The organism is Psychrobacter sp. H26, assembly GCF_059073035.1.
On sequence record NZ_JCACRW010000001.1, the window covers coordinates 1162007 to 1182587 of the forward strand.

The 20581-nt window shown below is 44.9% G+C and carries 15 protein-coding genes; 7 read left to right on the forward strand and 8 right to left on the reverse strand.

Annotated features, from left to right (window positions below):
* The first annotated feature begins 34 nt into the window (after positions 1-34).
* From gcvH to AC5JPT_RS04735, 4 genes are all read left to right on the forward strand, one after another.
* On the forward strand, positions 35-415 hold the full coding sequence (gene gcvH, locus AC5JPT_RS04720) for a glycine cleavage system protein GcvH (RefSeq protein WP_057760766.1): 381 nt from the start codon (positions 35-37) through the stop codon (positions 413-415).
* Positions 416-733: 318 nt separating this feature from the next.
* Positions 734-1507 (forward strand): nitroreductase family protein, encoded by a 774-nt coding sequence (locus AC5JPT_RS04725; protein WP_493857298.1) that lies wholly within the window; start codon positions 734-736, stop codon positions 1505-1507.
* A 64-nt stretch (positions 1508-1571) separates the two neighbouring features.
* Positions 1572-4469, forward strand: a complete 2898-nt coding sequence (gene gcvP, locus AC5JPT_RS04730) for an aminomethyl-transferring glycine dehydrogenase (protein WP_493857299.1) — start codon at positions 1572-1574, stop codon at positions 4467-4469.
* Between the two features lie 194 nt (positions 4470-4663).
* Positions 4664-5353: an esterase/lipase family protein gene (locus AC5JPT_RS04735; protein WP_493857300.1), complete on the forward strand. Its 690-nt coding sequence runs from the start codon at positions 4664-4666 to the stop codon at positions 5351-5353.
* A gap of 48 nt (positions 5354-5401) precedes the next feature.
* Here AC5JPT_RS04735 and AC5JPT_RS04740 read toward each other — a convergent pair whose 3' ends face one another.
* The 4 genes from AC5JPT_RS04740 to AC5JPT_RS04755 all read right to left on the reverse strand — a co-directional run bounded on the left by AC5JPT_RS04740 (position 5402) and on the right by AC5JPT_RS04755 (position 9297).
* Positions 5402-6712, reverse strand: a complete 1311-nt coding sequence (locus tag AC5JPT_RS04740) for a ribonuclease D (RefSeq protein ID WP_493857301.1) — start codon at positions 6710-6712, stop codon at positions 5402-5404.
* A gap of 124 nt (positions 6713-6836) precedes the next feature.
* Positions 6837-7430 (reverse strand): recombination mediator RecR, encoded by a 594-nt coding sequence (recR, locus tag AC5JPT_RS04745; RefSeq protein ID WP_319050523.1) that lies wholly within the window; start codon positions 7428-7430, stop codon positions 6837-6839.
* Positions 7431-7548: 118 nt separating this feature from the next.
* A complete protein-coding gene (locus AC5JPT_RS04750) occupies positions 7549-7878 on the reverse strand; it encodes a YbaB/EbfC family nucleoid-associated protein (protein ID WP_319050524.1) in 330 nt (109 codons plus the stop codon).
* Between the two features lie 111 nt (positions 7879-7989).
* A complete protein-coding gene (locus AC5JPT_RS04755; RefSeq protein ID WP_493857302.1) occupies positions 7990-9297 on the reverse strand; it encodes an O-succinylhomoserine sulfhydrylase in 1308 nt (435 codons plus the stop codon).
* A gap of 422 nt (positions 9298-9719) precedes the next feature.
* Between AC5JPT_RS04755 and AC5JPT_RS04760 the strand changes: the two genes are divergently transcribed.
* The 3 genes from AC5JPT_RS04760 (at position 9720) to dusA (ending at position 13989) form a co-directional block, all read left to right on the forward strand.
* Positions 9720-11363: a phospholipase D family protein gene (locus AC5JPT_RS04760; RefSeq protein WP_493857303.1), complete on the forward strand. Its 1644-nt coding sequence runs from the start codon at positions 9720-9722 to the stop codon at positions 11361-11363.
* Between the two features lie 224 nt (positions 11364-11587).
* Positions 11588-12892, forward strand: coding sequence for an MFS transporter (locus AC5JPT_RS04765; protein ID WP_427620360.1), 1305 nt, complete (start codon positions 11588-11590; stop codon positions 12890-12892).
* 113 nt (positions 12893-13005) lie between these two features.
* On the forward strand, positions 13006-13989 hold the full coding sequence (gene dusA, locus AC5JPT_RS04770; protein WP_319050528.1) for a tRNA dihydrouridine(20/20a) synthase DusA: 984 nt from the start codon (positions 13006-13008) through the stop codon (positions 13987-13989).
* An 84-nt stretch (positions 13990-14073) separates the two neighbouring features.
* Here the strand turns inward: dusA and AC5JPT_RS04775 are convergent, their stop codons facing one another.
* From AC5JPT_RS04775 to AC5JPT_RS04790, 4 genes are all read right to left on the reverse strand, one after another.
* Entirely contained in the window at positions 14074-14877 is an 804-nt protein-coding gene (locus AC5JPT_RS04775) for a CPBP family intramembrane glutamic endopeptidase (RefSeq protein WP_493858430.1), read from the reverse strand.
* 100 nt (positions 14878-14977) lie between these two features.
* Positions 14978-15868: an alpha/beta fold hydrolase gene (locus tag AC5JPT_RS04780; protein WP_493857304.1), complete on the reverse strand. Its 891-nt coding sequence runs from the start codon at positions 15866-15868 to the stop codon at positions 14978-14980.
* Between the two features lie 264 nt (positions 15869-16132).
* Positions 16133-17188 carry a signal peptide peptidase SppA gene (gene sppA, locus AC5JPT_RS04785; RefSeq protein ID WP_493852105.1) on the reverse strand — a complete coding sequence of 352 codons (1056 nt, stop codon included), beginning with the start codon at positions 17186-17188 and terminating at the stop codon, positions 16133-16135.
* A 190-nt stretch (positions 17189-17378) separates the two neighbouring features.
* Positions 17379-20300, reverse strand: coding sequence for a ComEC/Rec2 family competence protein (locus tag AC5JPT_RS04790; protein ID WP_493857305.1), 2922 nt, complete (start codon positions 20298-20300; stop codon positions 17379-17381).
* Between the last annotated feature and the right edge of the window lie 281 nt (positions 20301-20581).

The following is a 20581-nucleotide window of genomic DNA, read 5'->3' on the forward strand; positions in this document are numbered from 1 at the left end:
TGTTAATTAACCTCTATCATTTAGGAGAGAGACCATGAGCAACATCCCAGCAGAGCTAAAATATATTGCGAGCCATGAGTGGTTACGCTTAGAAGACGACGGTACGATCACTGTTGGTATCACTGACCATGCTCAAGACCTATTGGGTGATGTGGTATTCGTTGAGCTACCAGATGTGGGCGACATCATCGCTGTTGATGACGAAATCTCAGTGGTAGAGTCTGTAAAAGCGGCTTCTGACGTATATGCGCCTATCTCAGGTGAAGTTATTGCGATCAACGAAGCACTAGAAGATGATCCAGAAATCATCAACTCTGACCCATATGGCGAAGGTTGGTTCTTTAGAATGAAGCCTGACAATATCGCTGACTACGAAGCACTAATGACTGCTGATGAATACGAAAGCGACTTGTAAGACCTTAGAACTTATAAAATATTAGCTCATACAAATTATCAGCTCCGACTAAACGTTATAGATACTGGCACCAGCTGGTATCTATATTCTCTACTTCGATACCCTGTCTCATCAAAAGCGCTTAGTCGTTTTATGCGTTTGTTATATGAGAATAGTTGTACATAGATCATATAGACCGTCACAAATCATGATCGCTCGATGTTATTGCTCTCAAGCGTTATCTTATTGGCTCGTATTGCTCACATGTTTGACCTCTATTATAGATGTGCCTCAATACCGACTCGGACAGATGACCCAATTCCCAGCATGGATCCTAATATGAACTCAGACGCCGCCACCTTAGAGACCGACAATAAAGACCTCGTTGCCACGCCTACTCATACGCCAAACTTACAAGCGTTTCGCGATATTGTAGAGTCACGCCGTTCAGTACGCCGCTTCACTGACACACCTATTCCTGACAACGTATTGGCAGACTGTCTGCGCTTGGCCATGCTAGCGCCGAACTCTAGCAACCTGCAGCCGTGGGAGTTTTATGTTATCGATGATGCTGACAATAAGACACGTGCCATCAAAAACTGCATGAATCAAAACGCAGCAAAAACATCAGCACGTTTGATAGCCATCGTTGCCCGTACTGACATTTGGCACGACCACGCTCAGCAAGTACTGCGCGAATACCCTGACCAGCCAGTCCCAAAGAAAGTGAAAGACTACTACAACAAAGTCGTCACGATGGACTTTTTGCGCGGTCCAGCCAACGTAGTCTCAGCAGCCAAATGGGGCGCGACGCAAGTGGTCAGACGCGTAAAAGGGCCAATAAAATCGCCTTATTATACGTTTGAAGATACCAAAAACTGGGCAACCAATAACACCTCACTTGCTGCCGAAAACCTCATGCTAGCATTACGCGCTCATGGGTTTGATAGCTGTGCCATGGGCGGCTTTGATGAGCCTGCGATGAAACGCTTACTAGGCTTGGGCGACGATCAACACATCATTATGATGATTGGTGCTGGCGAGCGCGCTGACAATGGCGTGTACAACACTCAGTTCCGCTTTGATCAGACTCAGTTTGTGCATTACGTATAACGTACCGCTCACATTATTCCCTTAATTGCTATTTTGTTTATTACTCCCTTAACCAAGGATTGTCATGACTATCTCTCAAAACCCATCGTTTGATACCTTCCAAGGATTGTTCAACGAAGCTGAATTTGTCTATCGCCACTTAGGCTCAAATGAGACCAAGCAAGCTGACCTACTCAGCGCTGTTGGTTATAAAGATATGCAAAGCTTTATCAATGACACAGTGCCTGAACCAGTGCGCTTGCACAAAGAGTTGGATTTGCCAGTGGCGATGAGTGAGCATGCTGCACTTGCCAAACTGCGCACGATGGCAGACGACATCACTGTTAATAAAAGCTATATCGGCCAAGGCTACTCGCCTGTCCGTATGCCTGCTGTTATTCAGCGTAATGTCCTTGAAAATCCAGGTTGGTATACGGCTTATACGCCTTATCAAGCGGAAATCGCTCAAGGTCGTCTAGAAGCATTGCTAAACTTCCAGCAAGTATGTATCGATTTGACTGGTCTGGAGTTAGCTGGTGCCTCATTGCTTGATGAAGCGACGGCCGCTGCAGAAGCGATGGCCATGTCAAAGCGCGTAAGCAAAAGTAAATCAACACAGTATTTCGTTGATGAACGTGTCTATCCGCAGACGCTAGATGTGATTCATACGCGTGCGAAATACTTCGGTTGGGACGTGGTTGTTGGTGATTTTGAAACGGCTAAATCTGGTGATTATTTTGGCGCATTATTCCAGTATGTTGGCGTAGAAGGCGACGTTAAAGATTTAACAGATGTCATCAGTGCCGTAAAAGAAAACAAAACCTATGTGAGTGTCGTCAGCGACATCATGAGCTTGGTGCTACTTAAGTCACCTGCCGATATGGGTGCAGACGTGGCACTAGGTAGCACGCAGCGTTTTGGTATTCCAATGGGCTTTGGTGGTCCACATGCTGCTTTCTTTGCATTTTCTGATAAAGCCAAACGCTCAGCGCCTGGTCGTATCATTGGTGTATCAAAAGACTCGCAAGGCAATACCGCACTGCGTATGGCACTACAAACACGTGAGCAGCATATCCGCCGCGAAAAAGCCAACTCAAACATCTGTACGTCACAGGTATTACTAGCCAATCTCGCTGGTATGTACGCGGTCTATCATGGTCCAGGCGGCGTCAAACGCATTGCCACGCGTATTCATGCCTTTGCGACTGCTTTCGCTGATGCTATCAAAGAAGCCAATGACAGCAGCCTAAATGTAGTACACGATCAATTCTTTGATACCGTTGTGATTGATTGCGGTTCAGAAAAACTCGCTACTCAAATCTTCAAAAACGCAGACAACGTGGGCTACAACTTATGGCGTCTAAGCGACACCAAATTAAGCGTTGCTTTTAGTGAAACCAGCGATCAGCAAGATTTCAAAATCTTGACTCAGCTTTTTGTAAGTAAGTCTCACGAGCTACCTGAAACCGCTCGCGTTTCTCTCGATAGTGCGCATCTGCGTACAGATGATATCTTGTCACATCCAGTATTCAACTCGCATCATACCGAGCATGAAATGCTGCGTTATCTCAAGTCGCTCGAAGACAAAGATCTAGCGATGAACCGTAGCATGATTTCACTGGGCAGCTGCACCATGAAATTGAATGCCACCAGTGAGATGCTACCAATCACTTGGCCTGAATTTGCTAATGTGCATCCTTTTGCACCGCGTGACCAAGTCACAGGCTATATTGCGATGATTGATAGCTTGCAAGATCAATTAAAAGCAATCACTGGGTTTGATGATGTCTCTATGCAGCCAAACTCTGGCGCTTCTGGTGAATATGCTGGTCTACTCGCTATTCGCCGTTATCACGCGTCACTCGGCGAGACCGATCGCGATGTGTGCCTGATTCCAATGTCAGCACACGGTACCAACCCTGCTACTGCCATGATGATGGGCATGAAAGTCGTCGTCGTCAAAACCGATGAGAATGGCAACGTTGATATTGATGATCTGACAGCCAAATGTGAAGAGCACAGTGATCGTCTAGGTGCGCTAATGATCACTTATCCATCGACGCATGGTGTGTTTGAAGAAGGCATTCGCAATATCTGTGATTTGACTCATAAGCATGGCGGTCAGGTCTATATGGATGGCGCTAACATGAATGCTCAGGTTGGTATGATGCAGCCTGCAGACGTTGGTGCTGATGTCTTACATATGAACCTGCACAAAACCTTCTGTATCCCGCATGGTGGCGGTGGTCCAGGTATGGGTCCTATCGGTATGAAGGCGCATTTGGCACCATTTATGGCCAATCATACCTTGAGCCCTGTACACAATGCGCAAAAAGACTGCTCAGCAGTATCGGCAGCCCCTTATGGTTCAGCGAGCATCTTGCCTATCTCGTGGATGTACATTGCTATGATGGGCCGTGATGGTCTGCTAAAAGCGACAGAACTGGCATTACTAAACGCCAATTACGTAGCAGCCGAGCTAAAAGGCCACTACCCTGTCCTATATGCGGGTAAAAACGGCCGCGTGGCTCACGAATGTATTATTGATATTCGTCCGCTAAAAGAAGAGACTGGTATCACTGAAAGCGATATCGCTAAGCGCTTGATGGATTATGGTTTCCATTCACCAACGATGAGCTTCCCAGTCGCTGGTACGCTGATGATTGAACCGACAGAGTCTGAGTCAAAAGAAGAATTGGATCGCTTTATTAGCGCGCTAAAATCTATCAAAGCTGAAGCAATCAAAGCCAAAGCGGGCGAAGATAACTGGACGCTAGAAGACAACCCATTAGTCAATGCACCGCATACTGCTGCTATGATTACTGGCGAAGAGTGGACGCATCCATATAGCCGTGATACTGCTGCATTCCCGCTGCCATACATCCGCGCAAACAAGTTCTGGCCAAGTGTGGCACGCGTTGATGATGCATACGGTGATAAGAACCTAATGTGCTCTTGCCCAAGTATCGAAAACTATATGTAATCGTTACTGTTTAAACGCTACATGTATAAAAAACCTCCAAGCCAGCTACTGGCTTGGAGGTTTTTATTTTGCTGACTTTTTATATACTCGATTAACAGGTACTATTACTGATAGTAGTATTTATAAAAATGGAAAATGTATCCACAACGAGACACTTAACTTAGATTTTTCGAAGCAGTTAATTGGGCAATACTATGCAGCATAAATCACCTAAACGAAAGACGCGTGTCATCCTGATACATGGTTTACACCAGACAGCTTGGGTAATGCGCCCACTTGCCAAACGTTTGCAAGCCGCGGGGTTTGATACCTATCAATATAGCTACCGGAGCATGCGTGATAGTATCAAAACCAATAGCGCACGCTTAAACCACTGGTTAGAGAAAAACCATCATCCAGACCATCCTATAGATCTGGTCGGACACAGTTTGGGCGGTCTAATCATTCGTGATTTTGTCGCTCAATATCCTAAATGGCAGATTGGCCATTGTGTGACGCTAGGTACGCCGCATGTCGGCAGTGTTTGTGCCGATTATATCTGGCGACTGACCCCTGCTGTCGTTGGTCGCTCCTACATTGATGCCTTAGATGGTACTGTCGCACCACTACCACAGCATGTGACCCTTGGCGTGATCGCTGGCAATCGTCCTTATGGTTTGGGTCAAATGTTTTTGCAGTATCACAATCGCAAGCTGCGTAAATCAGATAAGCCACCACTCAAAGAGCATCTGGCACATGACGGAACCGTCTATATAGAGGAAACTAAGATTGAGGCGGCAGCAGATCATATCACCCTGCCTGTCTCTCATACTGGTATGCTCGTAAACCCAGAGGTCGCTGAGCAGACCAAATACTTCTTAGTGCACGGCATCTTTAAACGCTAACGATTAAACGCCATCTTAGATATCGGCTCTTAGCTTTACTAGACGTTATTAGGCATTGATGCCCATGCCTTGACGCAACTCAGTTTTGTGCTTTTCGATCACTGGTATCAAGGTTTGTATGACCCAGTCATTACGCCAGCCCTTCAGCCCTTGTGGCAATTGGCTAACATCTTTATCAAGAGCGACGACTTCATACAATTGTCCTAGCCATTTTTTGCGCATTAGTACGCTAGCAGGTACACCAGTCTCTCGTGCTTGCTCATCAATCGCTTGTTGCACCGCTTTGGACAGCACTTTATTTTTTGAGCGATATGGCGGCACTAGGCAGTCTGGATGCTCCGTGAGTGGCAAGCTTTTTGCCTCTCTTATTACTTTTAGCAACTCTTCACCATACAGACGCAGCATACTGCGGTGCATTGTTGTTTTGTGCGACAGCTCACGCATGCTGTTCGGTTTTTCGGTGACGATCTCACGTACCGCTTGTTTCTTAATGATAAAGGTACGCGGTTGATTGGTCGCACGTGCCAACTCTTCTCGCCACGTCGCCACTCCTTTGAGGATAGCCATTTGCTGTGATGTATAGCGATAGTCGGCCATCGTAAGATACATCGCATCGTCTTCGACATGCTGCGCATCATACAAGTCACTGGCATAGAGCTGACAATCAGCCCAGACATACTCGTACAGTCCTTGTGATTTTAGTGCATGCTCAATACTCAGATATAGTGCTGGCAAGTAGCGCACGTCATCAATTGCATACTGCTCTTGCTCATCTGTCAACGGGCGCTGTAGCCAGTCAGATTGACTGTGCTCTTTATCAATATGCATATCCAGTTGGTCGGCGAGCGCCTGCTGGTAGCCCATTTGCAATTGACCTGTTAAATAAGACAAGGCAATTTGCGTATCAAAGATATTGGTCAGTGGCGGACAACCAGACAGCAGATAAAAAATACCTAGATCTTCACCGCAAGCATGCCAAATAGCCACATCGACTTTACGCAGTGCTTCCCATAACTCTGCCAGCTGTAATTGCGGGGCATCCAGTAGATACACATGATCGCCAGTATTGAGTTGTACCAGTGCCAAACGTGGATAATAAGTGTCACGCTTGATAAATTCAGTATCTAATGCCACACGTCCGCAAGTCGCTAAGGCGTCAATAACCTCAACTAATTGATTCTGCTCACGCACCCAAGTAATCGCAACGTCATCAGCAATATCCAGCAATGCGTCAATGTCTAGTATATCAACGTCTAACGCTGCTGGTATCGTTTCAGTGCGAGCTGATTGCTCTGAGACATCAGTAGTCATGCTATCTGGATCAGGATGGGCTGAAGCGTTTGGAACATTATTGGACACGGGCAGATACCTGCATATATAAGAGAAAATAAAACGCTAACATGCATCTTATTAAGATTAAAGGAGAATACAATTATAACAACTTCATGAAACAAAGTGGCTAAGACTTAGTCTTTGTTAAATACTATAAAAAAGAGCGGTTCTGCATGGCTTGACCAAGTGTCATACTATCAAGATATTCAAGCTCGCCGCCCATCGGCACACCTTGTGCCAAACGCGTGACTCGGCTCACATGACGATTGACGGCTTCGCTAATAAAATGAGCAGTGGTCTGACCTTCAACGGTTGTGCCCGTTGCCAATATAATCTCTTCTACGGGTTCTTGCTTGACTCGCCACACCAGTTGGTCAATATTTAGATCATCAGCACTGATACCATCGATAGGTGATAAATGCCCGCCCAGCACAAAATAACGACCACGGTACCCTGCTGTCTGCTCAATGGCCATCACATCTGCCGCCGTCTCAACCACACATAGCAGACTGTCATCGCGCCTAGGGTCTTGGCACAGAGGACATACCTCTTCATCACTAAAGCTATGACAGCGCTGACACTCAACGATATCGCGCATGGCTTCATCGAGTGCTTGGGCAAGTGCCATACCCTGCGGGCGTTTTTTGCTGAGCAGATGTAACGCCATTCGCTGGGCGCTTTTTTGACCGACACCTGGCAAAATACGCAGCTGCTTGACTAGCTGATCAAATTTGGCTGTAAGCAAAGTGACTTTCCTTTAGTTGACTTTATTTAACTGAATTTATAAATCGTAGCTATAAAAATGGGGTCGTATCGTGTCGATAACAACCCCATTTTTGACTTCAGTACGACATATTTAGCGCTTAGAACATGCCTTGCATACCTGGTGGTAGACCCATACCTGAGGTCGCGCCTGCCATTGTTTCTTCATACAACTCGTCCGCTTGACGAACCGCATCATTGATGGCTGCCGCAATAAGATCTTCGATCATATCAGGCTCGTCTTCTAGCAAACTTGGATCAATAGTCAAACGCTTGACCACATGACGACCCGTCATGGTAACTTTAACCAGACCACTGCCCGCTTCGGCTTGTACTTCTTTGTTAGCCAGCTCTTTTTTAGCCGACTCGACGTTTGCTTCTACTTTCTTTTGCATCGTTTGTGCTTGTTGCATCAATGCTTGAATGTTCATAGTTGCCTCTTTATCTTTTATATTTGAATGTTATACGGTGCGCATCGTAATTAGTAGTCATGAACCACGTAAAGTTCATGTCATGCGTGAACAGTGATTATACCGCTATCTTTACAAACTGTCTAAACCGCGTGCCAAGTCTTTGATGATATCTTCGACATCTTCCAAACCGACTGATAGACGAATCAGACCATCTTTAACCCCCGCTTCAGCACGAGCTTCAGGAGTCAGGCGGAAATGCGTGGTCGTTGCAGGATGAGTAATCGTGGTTTTGGCATCACCCAAATTATTGGTGATAGAGACCATTTGGGTCGAGTCAATCACATGCCACGCTGCTTCTTTTGTATCGCGGCTGTTTGACTCACTACTATCAGACGCTTTGACTTCAAAACCCATGATAGCACCATAGCCACCTTTCATATGATGCTGACGTGTGGCAAGTTCGTGTGCGCTATGATCGATCAAGCCTGAGAAATGCACGGTGCTGACATTAGGATGATTGACCAAAAACTCTGCGACTTTATTAGCATTGTGACAATGCGCCTGCATACGTAATTTAAGTGTCTCAAGTCCTTTAGTAAATACCCATGCATTAAACGGGCTCATGCTGATACCGCCTGAGCGTACCACGGTAAATGCGTCTTGCATCAGCTTATCACTACCAACCAACGCACCGCCCAATACTCGCCCTTGTCCATCTAAATACTTAGTCGCCGAGTGAATAACCACGTCCGCACCCAAGTCTAGTGGGCGCTGTAATGCTGGCGTGGCAAAGCAGTTATCAACAACCAGTAAGATATCATTGGCTTTGCATAGCTCACTCAAGTAACCGATGTCACAAATCTGCGCTAGCGGATTGCTGGGACTTTCGCAATAAATAACTTTGGTGTTTGGTTGAACAGCATTTGCCCATGCGTCATTGTCAAAACAATCCACATAGCTGACTTCCACACCGAACTTGGCCATATAGTTGTTAAATAGGCCAATAGATGAGCCAAATAATTGATTGGCTGCGAGTAGATGATCGCCTGCTTTAAGGTACGCCAAACACATGGTCAAGATCGCGCCCATACCAGAGGCCGTCGCAACAGCACGCTCACCATTTTCTAATGCAGCCAACCGACGCTCAAAAGTACGTACACTTGGGTTGGTATGACGAGAGTAGACATTACCAGTTTTTGTACCGTCAAAATGAGCAGCAGCATCAGCAGCTGATTGGTAGACATAAGAGCTGGTAGTAAAGATAGGCTCTGAATGCTCACCCTCATCGGTACGGTGTTGACCTGCCCGTACAGCAATGGTTTGCATACCATAGTCAAGACCCAAATCTAAGGCATCATTGCGCCAGTTTGGATCCAACCCGTTGGTTGAGGCTTTTTGGTTCAAACTGCTTTCATCTTTCGTTTGCGACTGACTCATAGACGTTCCGTTGCTTTACTTTGGTTGGTATAAAATGACTGCTTATTTTTCTGATTATCAAGCAAATTCATCAAGGTTATCATATCATGTCGCCTTATTCTGCACATCTGGTTTCAGAGCACCCTGAAATATTATTATCATATACTGCACTGCTCACGTATACAGATTCTGTTATCGCGATATAAATTGGCTAGATTATAGTAAAAGCAGCCATTTCATCTAACAAAAATAACGTATTTATAATAGGCAGATATGCAAACAGCTGCTAAGCTGAGCGGCGATTTGGGTTTTGCCTTGGTGATATGATGATAGAGCATCCAATCAATGCTATCATCTCTAAAATAGCTGAACGATTTCAGCACATTACTTATTCATACATTTTATTTATCAGCATTATTTAGACTCACTAAGGTAAACTCGTTATGTCGACGTTCAGTATAAAAGCAAACACCTTATCGCTCAGTCTAACGCTTGGTCTGACTTTGGGTCTAAGTGCTTGCCAGAGTCTACCTGAGCAGCCGCACCTGTCTGATAGCCAAGAGCTATCTGCCCGAGTCAATGCATTATACCAACAGTCAGATAGCCCAGACTCTGAACCAGAAATTACAGCAGAGCCAAGTCCCACTGATCTGGTGACCGCCATCACTGCCCAGAATGAGATCCACCCTGACTTATCAGGCTACCATCCGATTGTTACTGGGGCAAATGCGTTTGCAGCGCGTAGTATCTTGACAGGTATGGCCACGCGCAATATCGATGCGCAGTACTATATTTGGCACAATGACCAAGCTGGGCAGTTACTTTTGAAAGACTTATGGGAAGCCGCTGAACGCGGTATCATCGTGCGTTTGTTGTTAGATGATTTTAATAACAGTGCAAAGTTTGATCAGCACTTGCTACGTTTTGCTAGCCACCCTAATATCGCAGTGCGCATCATCAACCCTTTGATGCACCGCAAAATGCCGACCTTAAACTACGTCACTGGTTTGCCGCGTATCAATCGCCGTATGCACAATAAGAGCATGACTTTTGATAAGCAAATCACCATCATTGGCGGACGTAATATCGGCAACGAATACCTAAGTAACGATCAAAGCAGTCAGTTTGCAGATTTGGATGTTTTGCTTATCGGAAAGGTGGTCGCAGACATTGACAATAGCTTTGGCAGTTACTGGTCATCTCCTTTGGCGTTTGATATTGAGACCTTAGCCGAATTTGATACTGACGTTACGCCTGACTTTTTAAAGGCTTTGGACAAGCTCGGTATCGATGAGCAAAACAACGAAGGCAGCAGTTTGACTGTCTATAAGGCTGCTATCGAAGACTCTACCATTGATACTGATCTGATCAACAAACAGGTGCCCTTTCGTTGGACGGACATGCAGTTCTTGAGTGATGATGTGGGCAAACTGTCTAAAAGCGTCTCCTCTGAAACCAATTTGGTTCACCAACTGCGTACGTTACTTGGTAGCCCAACCAAACAGCTGACCATTATCTCTTCTTATTTTGTGCCGACCAAAGATGGTGTCGATACGTTGGTGAAACTGGCTGAATCTGGTGTTGATATCAAAATCTTAACCAATTCATTTGATGCCACTGATGTCACTGCCGTTCACTCTGGCTATAGCCAATGGCGCCCTAACCTACTTCGCTCAGGTGTCAAAATATACGAGTTAAAATCAACGGCTGGTGAAGAAAAACGCGATAATAAACTGTGGCGAGCACGTAGCCAGTCATCGACCAGTTTGCATGCAAAAACCTTTGCAGTTGATGATTATCAAGTGTTTATTGGCTCATACAACGTTGACCCTCGCTCGGCCAATATCAACACCGAAATGGGTGTCATTATCAATGATGACGAGCTAGCAAGACAGCTACACGGTGCGCTTAGTGATGATTTGTTAAATCAGGCTTATGAGGTCAAGCTGCTAGACAATGGCAGTTTAGAGTGGCACACGATGGAAGATGGCAAAGAGGTCGTTTACGAGTCAGAGCCACGAGTTGATATGGGTGATCATATTTGGCTTACTATCATGTCTTGGCTACCCATCGATTGGCTGCTGTAGTATGTAAATTCTTTTCTAAATAGTCCTTAAAAGTACAGGATGTGCAGTTTCGCTTCTGGTAAAAGCCAGATCCTGTAATCAAAGTTCTTATTACAACACACACAAAATTACTGTTTCGGCAAATCATTGTTTATATACTTTGATTTGCCGGTTTTTATCATGGCCGATTATCTAAACGATGATCGTCTTAATGGCCACTTTACCCTGTGGAAGCGTGATCTATTATGCCGTCTCGTTCTCAATACGCCTTGATGTCTACAAAAGACAAAAATACCGTTATGTTCGTAAGCTTCATCAGTGCGATCGTCTTTTTTGACTTTTTGATTTACTTATACATTGCAGATATCGTGACCGCTGCGTTTTTTCCTGTTGATACTGACCCCAATGTCGCCAAACTACAAGGACTGGGGCTTTTTGTCATTGGTTACTTAGCTCGTCCGCTTGGGGGTATTCTGTTCGGGCGTTATGGTGATCTCAAAGGTCGAAAACCTACCCTTTTTCTGAGCATAATCGTCACGGCAGGTAGCTTGCTTGCGATGGCCTGTCTGCCTACTTATGCGCAGTGGGGCGCGCTTGCACCTGCGTTATTCATACTGCTGAGAATCATACAGGGCATGGCATTTGGTCTTTACGTACCGTTATCTTGGGTGTTTGTGGCGGAGCATGTGCCTAGACAGTATTTGTCAGTGGCTTGTAGCTACATTACCGCTAGCTTTTTGGTAGGGGTACTCTTCTCTAATGCGTTTTTTCTGTGGCTGACTGGCTTTATGACCACCGTACAGTTGACTGACTATGGCTGGCGTTTGCCGTTTTTTGTTGGTGCCTTACTAACCTGTCTACCATTGTTGGTATGGCGACTGGTTAAAGAGACCCCATTTTTCTTGGCGTTAGATAAGCCAAAAACTGGTAAGAATTTGGGTAGACCATTTACGGTGTTATTCAAGCGCTGCAAGCATTCTATCTTTGTCAGTATGGTACTGACTCTAGTGATATCTAGCATTACCTCTGTTATTGTCCTACTACTGCCAGATTTAATAGAAATCAACTTTACTTTAGACAGTGATTTGTTTAGCTTCTCTCACAGTTTGGGCATCGTATTTATGATTCTTGGCTGTGTCTTTTATGGCATGATCTCGACCCATGAGAACTTTGGTAAAATTTTGGTCATTGGTTCTGTTCTACTTATCGCTCAAACGTTGGCGTTCTTTTATCATTTGCAGGCGGGTGGCGATTATATATTGATTATGTATGCACTTTTGGGATTCTGTGCCGGTATCGTGGGCATGGTCCCTGCCATTTTAGTGCAGCTATTTCCGACCAATGTACGTCTCACAGGTATCGCTTTTTGTTATAATATTACCTACGGTATCGTTGGTGTACTGATCCCCTTTGGTCTTGGTTACGCCACGACGCTTATCAGCTTCTCACCAGCGCTATATATTGCCTTTGTAGGCTCTATCGGTATTATCATGGGGCTTTACTTCTATAATTTGCCCGAATTCAAAAAAATTGATCATGTTATTTTATAAATAATGGATCAGTCACTGATTTGAACAAAGTTTAAAACTAAGGTGCAATGGGATGTCTCGTCCATTGCACCTTATCCATTTATTTAAGACACAAATATTAAGGCTCAATAATCATGGTTGATATGACCAACAAACGCCTCTCCGTTGCGCCAATGATCGACTGGACAACGACAGATTATCGCTACTTTGCACGACTGTTCAATCCGCATACGTATCTATATACCGAGATGATCAGTACTGGTGCATTGATACATGGTAACCGAGCACGGCATCTACGTTTTGATACGCTCGAGCACCCGCTTGTATTACAGCTTGGCGGTGCAGACATCGATGAGATGACGCAGTGTGCTGAGTTTGCTCAGCAGTATGGCTATGACGAGGTCAATATCAATGTCGGCTGCCCCTCTGATCGCGTACAACATAATAAGATAGGTGCTTGTCTGATGGCAGAGCCCAAAACGGTTGCCGACTTGGTCAAGCACATGCAAGCAGCTGTCGACATTCCAGTGACAGTCAAACACCGTATTGGTATTGATGACTTTGACAGCTACGAGTTTATGGTCGATTTTGTGCAGACAGTAGCCGCTTCTGGCTGTACACGTTTTATTGTTCATGCACGTACGGCATGGCTACAAGGTCTTAGTCCTAAGCAAAATCGCGAGATACCACCGCTACGTTATGATGATGTCTATCGCTTAAAGCAAGACTTTCCTGAGCTAGATATCGAAATCAATGGCGGTATCGACACGATAGAAGACATCAAAATGCACCTGCAGCATATCGATGGCGTGATGATAGGACGAGCGTTTTATCATAACCCGTACCTATTAGCAGAGGCCAATAGCTTGTGGGGCGAGACAACACCCGAGACTATCCCTAAGCGCTCAGAAATCTTGGCACGGCTATATCCATATCTAGAAGAACAAATTGAAAAAGGCGAAGCACTCCCAACAATGACGCGACATTATTTGGGATTATTTCAGGGGTTGATGGGCGCACGTAAATGGCGACAAGCACTAAGCGGCAAACCTCAGCTTACTCTCGATGATGTCAAAAGAGCGGCAGATGAGGTATTGTTGTTAAATCCTGACGCATAGCACAGATTGGCATGCAGTCAATTTAACAGACTATAGATTTTAGTCACTACTGTCATATTGTCACTATTACAATGTCAATTTTGACTACGATACTTGTGAGAGATACTGCCACATCGCTGCCCCATTATTAATGATATGTAGTGCGATTGGCAGTAATAGTGACCCTGACTTAATACGGGCATAGCAAAATATCAGTGCCAGTACAGCAATAGTGCTGATCTCATAAATACCGTACTGCACATGGATAATAGCAAATATCAAACTTGTCACGATACTTGCTACTATCGCGCCGTGATGCACAGAGTATGACGGCGCTGTGAACTGCTCTGCAATCGCTGACCATAAGATGCCCCGAAAAATAACTTCTTCGTAAATTGGGGCAACGACTACCATCGCAAAGACCAACAGCCATATTGAGCTTACCGATTGATATAGTGGATCGACAAAAACCAGCGGTGTCATATCTAGCATATAGGTCAGCGCTTGACTGGCAATCATAAATATCAATAGCACGCCCAGCATACCCATACCTACCGCAAATGAAAACGGCTTCAATGTTAGGTACTGACGCACCTTACCGCCTCGTAGACGAATAACGAGAATACTGGTCGCTACCAACAGTATGCAGCCTATGACTATCGAGATACTTACGACCGTCCCATCATTACTACCAAAAAAGAATATATCCCCCATCGATGCATTTTTTGTAGCAGGTAATACCAGCTTGCCAGCAATATATACGCCTACCAATTGACTGATAAAAAACGCAAATACCATACCTACTGTTAATACAAATACTCCTAAGCGTGAAAACAATGGCGCACGATGAGGCAAGCGTTGCCTATCAGACGGTTCAGCTAGGTTATTTGGCGTAGAGTTTTTTGGCATAGGTTTGTTGGACACAGGGTTCTTGGACATATCAATATCACTTAGCAAATAGACAGTCAGCTCAGATCCAAGAGCCTGACGAGTTGATGGTACCTTACTTTTATTTTGGCAGTTGCTGCTCGATCAAGGCGAGCACCTGCATTGAGACAGACTCTGGATGCTCTAACGGGAACATATGACCCCCTTTATGAGTCTCATAAGGAATGCCTAAGCGCGACTGTATCTGCTGGGGAAAGCGGCGTTTTAAGAAGATACTGTCTTGACCTATAATTAAGGTAACAGGCACCTTCGGACCACGATTTGGGGCTAGCCAATACCAAGAAGGATTGGTGCGAAACACTTCGACTTCACTGGCTTTAGGAATGGCCAATGTGACCTTACCGTCTGCACGCTCGTGCAAGCCATGATTGATATACCCTTGAAAACTGCGTTCATCAAAGTTTTTAAAAAATCCTTTGTGGCGCATCTTTTCATAGGCCTCATCTCGGCTATCCCATACATCGCGGCGATGTTTGGACACACCTGCTGGTGATAGTTTGTCCATCAAGCGGTTATTCATAAGTGGCAATCTATCTGCTGTTTTTGCCAAATGCCACAATAAACTGACTTTGCCATAAATCCAAGGCGGATCCATCAGTACGGCTTGAGCAAATAGTTCTGGCCGACGGTACGTTGCCTGCAAGGTACACATGGCTCCTAGCGAATGCCCCACACCTACGACCTGCGCGACGCCATGCTTGTCACAGGCATCTTTTACACTGTCAATAATCTGCTGCGTTAGGCTACGCCAATGATCGTCTACGGGGTAATCGGGGGTATCGCCCAACATGGCGATATACTCAATCGTAAAGAACGCTGATAATTTCTCAAAGAATGGCTCGTAGACAGCGCTTGGCATCCCATTGGCATGGGCAAAATGTAGCACAGGTTTATTGGTGATCTTGGAGACAGGTAGCACCGCAAAGGTCTGCGAATTTATTTCATCACTCATAACAGGCTCTCGTTGAATCGTTTGGTTTGTCTATTATTTTTAATGGCTGTCATACTATTGCATTGTCGTATTGTTGCATTGCCAACATAAATACCAGACATGCTCTATAGCAAGTCTGATAATTGGCATATATGCGTCGCTTATCTGGTAATTCTTATAACTTTAAACCATATGTTTTATTTAAGGTTGCACAAAATTAAGGCTGAGCATAATTATATGCCCAGCCTTAACAATCATACACACTATATCTAAAACATAAAACGCTTAACGCATTTTTGCATCACCATCTTCTTGCGGTAAGAAACCATCAAGGCTGACGCTTGAGCCGATACCTGCCCCTAGTTTTACGGCAAAACGGTCCATAAACATTTGGAACGGGTCAGTTGGACTATAGCTGATTACAGTATCTAGCTCTAACTGACGACTCAAACTGGTAATGCTACCGTTGTCGTCCGCTAGTCCTAGCTCGATAGACTGCTCACCTGTCCAAAACAGCCCTGAAAACAGTTTGTTTTGTTCAGGGTTTTTGAGACGGTCGCCGCGACCTTCTTTTACTGCATTGATGAAATGCTTATGCGTATTAGCCAGCACTCCTTCAACATGCTTTTCTTCATAATCAGTCAATGGACGTGACAAGCTTAAGATGTCTTTATACTCACCAGCGGTAATCGTACGATCTTCTACACCAACTTTGTCCATCAGACCTTCGACATTGTAGCTTGGCATAATGACACCGATAGAGCCGACCAAGCTCGATGGGTTGACATAAATCTCATCTGCTGCAGAAGCAATATAGTAAGCACCTGATGCGCCGATATCACCGATCACTGCATAAAGCTTTTTGTCCGGATACTCTTCACGTAATTCCATCATAGTCTGCCAAATTTCATCAGACTGTACAGGTGAACCACCAGGTGAGTTAATATCTAATGCAACGGCTTTGGAGTTGCTGTTTTCAAAGGCACTTCTTAGCGCATCATTGACATCATAGGCGTTGGCTACATCATCGCTACTGATCACACCTTGCAGCTCCACTACAGCTAAATGCGGCGAGCTGGTATCTACGGCATCCATACCTGTTGGCGCGCTACTGCACCCGCGACCTAGGGTCAAAAATATCAATAAAATATAACCAAAGGTTAATAATTTAAAGAAAATGCTCCAGCGACGAGCGCGGCGCTGCTCGACCACACTAGCTAATAAGGTGTTTTCTAGCACCTTCCATTCTTGTCCACTCGGCGCGTTTGGTTGCTGCATTTGTGTTGGCTGATGTGGCGAATTATCAGGACGTTTGTTAGGGTCTGGTGGCCAGTTGGGCATATAACTTCCTAAGTCAGAAACAAGCTAAAACAATAAAAAGATGAGGTTGACAGATACCACTAGAAGTAATGGTCTCTATGTCAAATCAGTCATTGGTATTCATGGGGTGCTAAGTATGGTTGTATTTCGACCATGGTTCAATAGTATAACTGTGAAATATCACTATATTGTAACGCTGGTAGTATCAGCATTATTCTTGAGGGCGAACAGCTTCAATATCAACACTATTATCAAGCGTGTTCAACGACAATGCCACTGGTAATGGTTTATTATCGTAGGTCATGACAGTATCAACGCTTTGACGAACCATGACATCGGCTGCCACCTGAGAGGTACTATGACCTAGCCAGGTTGTATTTTTAAATACTGCGCGCTCGTCAGCCAGATCGGCCGTACATAGTAGCGACCACATTTGCCAGACGTGCTGGTGTGTATCGGTATCTAAAATCAGTCGTGAGCGAGAAGTGTCTATACGACTATCACCCAGATAGCTATTGGCCAATTGCAGGTGAGGATTTATAGGTGATGACTTGAGTGGATCAGCTGCATTGTATCTTCGTACTTGTATAGGTGTGCGGCTATCGATGGCAATTGTACAGTCCCAAACACTAGTGTCACCTATCTGACTCCAGCCTGTCATTGCCTGTATTGATATATCTCCGTTTGCAAGCTGCCATACACTTCCCTGCTCGCAGTTTTGGGCAATGATATTTGTTTGACTCTTGACACCGCTTGTTGTTTTGTATGCTTGCTGAAACGTAAGCCAATGCTCAGAGCGCCCTGCTTGCCAATATCGACTGATCGGTAGGCGCTCTCCCAAATGAATGACTGTTTTCGGTAATAACTCAGAGTTGTTGGTGCTAGAAATCATGCGTTGATTATCAGAGGTCAGCGTATCCGTCAGTCCGACGCTACTGCTCTGCACTATGACACTCTCCAAACGATTAACCGATAAGCTCCCCAGTTGCTGCTCTAAAGAAGCAGACAGTGTATCTGCTGTCAAGCTATTTGGCGTGGTTCGTGTAGAAGCGGGTCTGTGATCAGCTAAGAATAACCAGTTACTACTTTCCTTGTTTACGATAGGATATGTCAGCAATGCTGCCGTTGTATATGAATCACCCGTCGGTAGGACATACAGTGTCGGCACTATGGTCAGCGACTGCTGATTGGCATACACCGTCATCATTAATAGCGTCAATGGTGGCAGTATCAACCAACGACTGAGCAGACCTCTAGGCAATAACCAAGGCAAAATACTCAATACTACCATAAGCAATATAGCCATACTCACTGGTGTATAGAGCCATGCCTCTGACAGTGCTGGTAATGATGTTAGCCAATCAATCAGCTCATGTAAGCTGCTGACAATAGTAATCACTAGCGACCAAATACTATCGGCTACCATAGGTGATAACAGATAACACAGTCCTGCTAGTAGATTAAGCGGTACAATCACCCAACCAAAAAGCCCAATGGCAAATAAATTGACCACCAATCCCCATAATGAGGCCTTGCCAAATAAGACCAAGGTGATAGGCAATAAAGTAAAGAATAGCCAGAACTGTAGCTTAAGAATATGCCGGACAGCTCGCAAAGCATGCTTCAATAGCGCCGTGCTTACGTGAGTGCTTTTATTATTCGTATATGGCCCTGCCAACTCAGCGGTACTGTGCTGATGTAACGTATCGTCATATTTGAGCAATAGCGCTACTGCAATAAAGGACAACCAGTATCCTGCCTGCCAGAGCACATAAGGATCATACCATGCCATCAGTATGGCCAGCGCCAATAGTACTCGCATTGTACTAATAGGTAGCAATGTCACTCTCACAAGCCCAATCGCTAGTAGCATCCAAGCCGTACGAGCAGCAGGTACATCAAAACCTGTAAACAACGCGTAGATAAAGGCTGCGCCAATCATTGCCCACCAACGCACTTGCCAGCGCGGAATATAACGATAAAGCGCTGGACATAACTGATTAAGCAGCAGCACAATGAGACCACCTAGTACAATAGCCAAGAACAATACGTGCGTCCCTGAGATAGCCAGTAAATGAGAAATACCTGCCAGTTGATACAAATCTTTGGTATCTCGATTAATTAGACTACGATCGCCTGTGAGTAAGCTCAACGTGACAGCTTTAGCCTGCTGTTCTGCTGTCGTTTGTGCTGACCAGTCTCTATAAAAATGCTGTCTTAATTGCCAGCGCCCTATATCAATATGCAAGCGCAAGCGCTCAAGATACGAGTCAGAAGTCGGATCTTGATGTGACGCCTCATTCAGGCTAGCTTTGTTATTACTTACGGTTAGTGGGCTGATAGCCAAGATATTTGCGCTGCCATCAATATGCCGACCTCGCAACCAGCGATAGCTATCAAAACCAGAAGCGTTGTTGACTGCCTGATCGGAGTTCACCAATGGCGCCATTGCTAAGCTCATAAACAGCGTATCACCAGGCTGCAGATCATTTAGGATTGAGAGTGAGTTATCAGTCGATGTGCTTTTTGGATAAGCATGAAGTAATGCTCGGTACGTGACGTTACTGTCGTTATCTTGGTTAGAACGATTGGTATTGTTATTGCTTAGGCTATTTTTTGCTATATAGTCTCTTGTACTATTTGCCAAATCTTGAGGCGTTAATTCAGTTATTAATGGCGTTACATTTGCTAGCACGGCTACTTGTCGATACCCACTATCTGCGGTTGGACTATAGACACTATCGCTTAGCCCTTCAATACGAACAAGCGCTTGCACACGTATAGGATCGGTGATTTCTGCGGCTGCAGCTTTATGATGTGTCACTAACGCCTGTAGCGCGCTACCTGCTACCAACAAAGTGGCTAATATGGTAAATAAAAAGTACTTAACGATACGAGATGAGCGTTCAGCATTTTTTAATATGCTGCTTGAGGTGTGATGATTTGTTGCTGAGGAGACATGACACTGGGTAAGTGTCAGTAGAATAATAGAAAATAATATAAGTAAGATGAACAAACCAGACGTACTAGCCAGCCCTATCGAAAACAGTTCAGTAGGGATCGCCACCTTGTCTGCGACTGTCAAAGTCCCCATCATAGCAATAACGACGAGGCTGCCAATTAACCAATACACCAGCACTCCTTGCTTGATGGGCAAAATAAGATAACGTCGTTCGCTATGGTTATTTATGCCAATAAAGGCATAGACATAACTGCATTCGTAGACATATTGGAAGCAACTGAATGAGCATAGTTATGATGCAATAGCATTTATATTTATATTACCCTATACTGATGAGAAATACGAAGGTGATGCCTGTCTGACATCACTGCCCTATGTATACTCACTATTACTTTTTATCCATAATATTACTCTATACCAGCCCCTCAACATCATTGAGCGGACTGTGGTTA

Excerpts from the sequence above, each read along its gene's own strand:
- gcvH (WP_057760766.1), top strand. The coding sequence starts at position 35 with ATGAGCAACATCCCAGCAGAGCTAAAATATATTGCGAGCCATGAGTGG.
- gcvP (WP_493857299.1), top strand. The coding sequence starts at position 1,572 with ATGACTATCTCTCAAAACCCATCGTTTGATACCTTCCAAGGATTGTTC.
- AC5JPT_RS04725 (WP_493857298.1), top strand. The coding sequence starts at position 734 with ATGAACTCAGACGCCGCCACCTTAGAGACCGACAATAAAGACCTCGTT.
- AC5JPT_RS04780 (WP_493857304.1), bottom strand. The coding sequence starts at position 15,868 with ATGAGTGATGAAATAAATTCGCAGACCTTTGCGGTGCTACCTGTCTCC.
- dusA (WP_319050528.1), top strand. The coding sequence starts at position 13,006 with ATGGTTGATATGACCAACAAACGCCTCTCCGTTGCGCCAATGATCGAC.
- AC5JPT_RS04755 (WP_493857302.1), bottom strand. The coding sequence starts at position 9,297 with ATGAGTCAGTCGCAAACGAAAGATGAAAGCAGTTTGAACCAAAAAGCC.
- AC5JPT_RS04735 (WP_493857300.1), top strand. The coding sequence starts at position 4,664 with ATGCAGCATAAATCACCTAAACGAAAGACGCGTGTCATCCTGATACAT.
- AC5JPT_RS04765 (WP_427620360.1), top strand. The coding sequence starts at position 11,588 with ATGCCGTCTCGTTCTCAATACGCCTTGATGTCTACAAAAGACAAAAAT.
- AC5JPT_RS04775 (WP_493858430.1), bottom strand. The coding sequence starts at position 14,877 with ATGCCAAAAAACTCTACGCCAAATAACCTAGCTGAACCGTCTGATAGG.
- sppA (WP_493852105.1), bottom strand. The coding sequence starts at position 17,188 with ATGCCCAACTGGCCACCAGACCCTAACAAACGTCCTGATAATTCGCCA.
- AC5JPT_RS04760 (WP_493857303.1), top strand. The coding sequence starts at position 9,720 with ATGTCGACGTTCAGTATAAAAGCAAACACCTTATCGCTCAGTCTAACG.
- AC5JPT_RS04750 (WP_319050524.1), bottom strand. The coding sequence starts at position 7,878 with ATGAACATTCAAGCATTGATGCAACAAGCACAAACGATGCAAAAGAAA.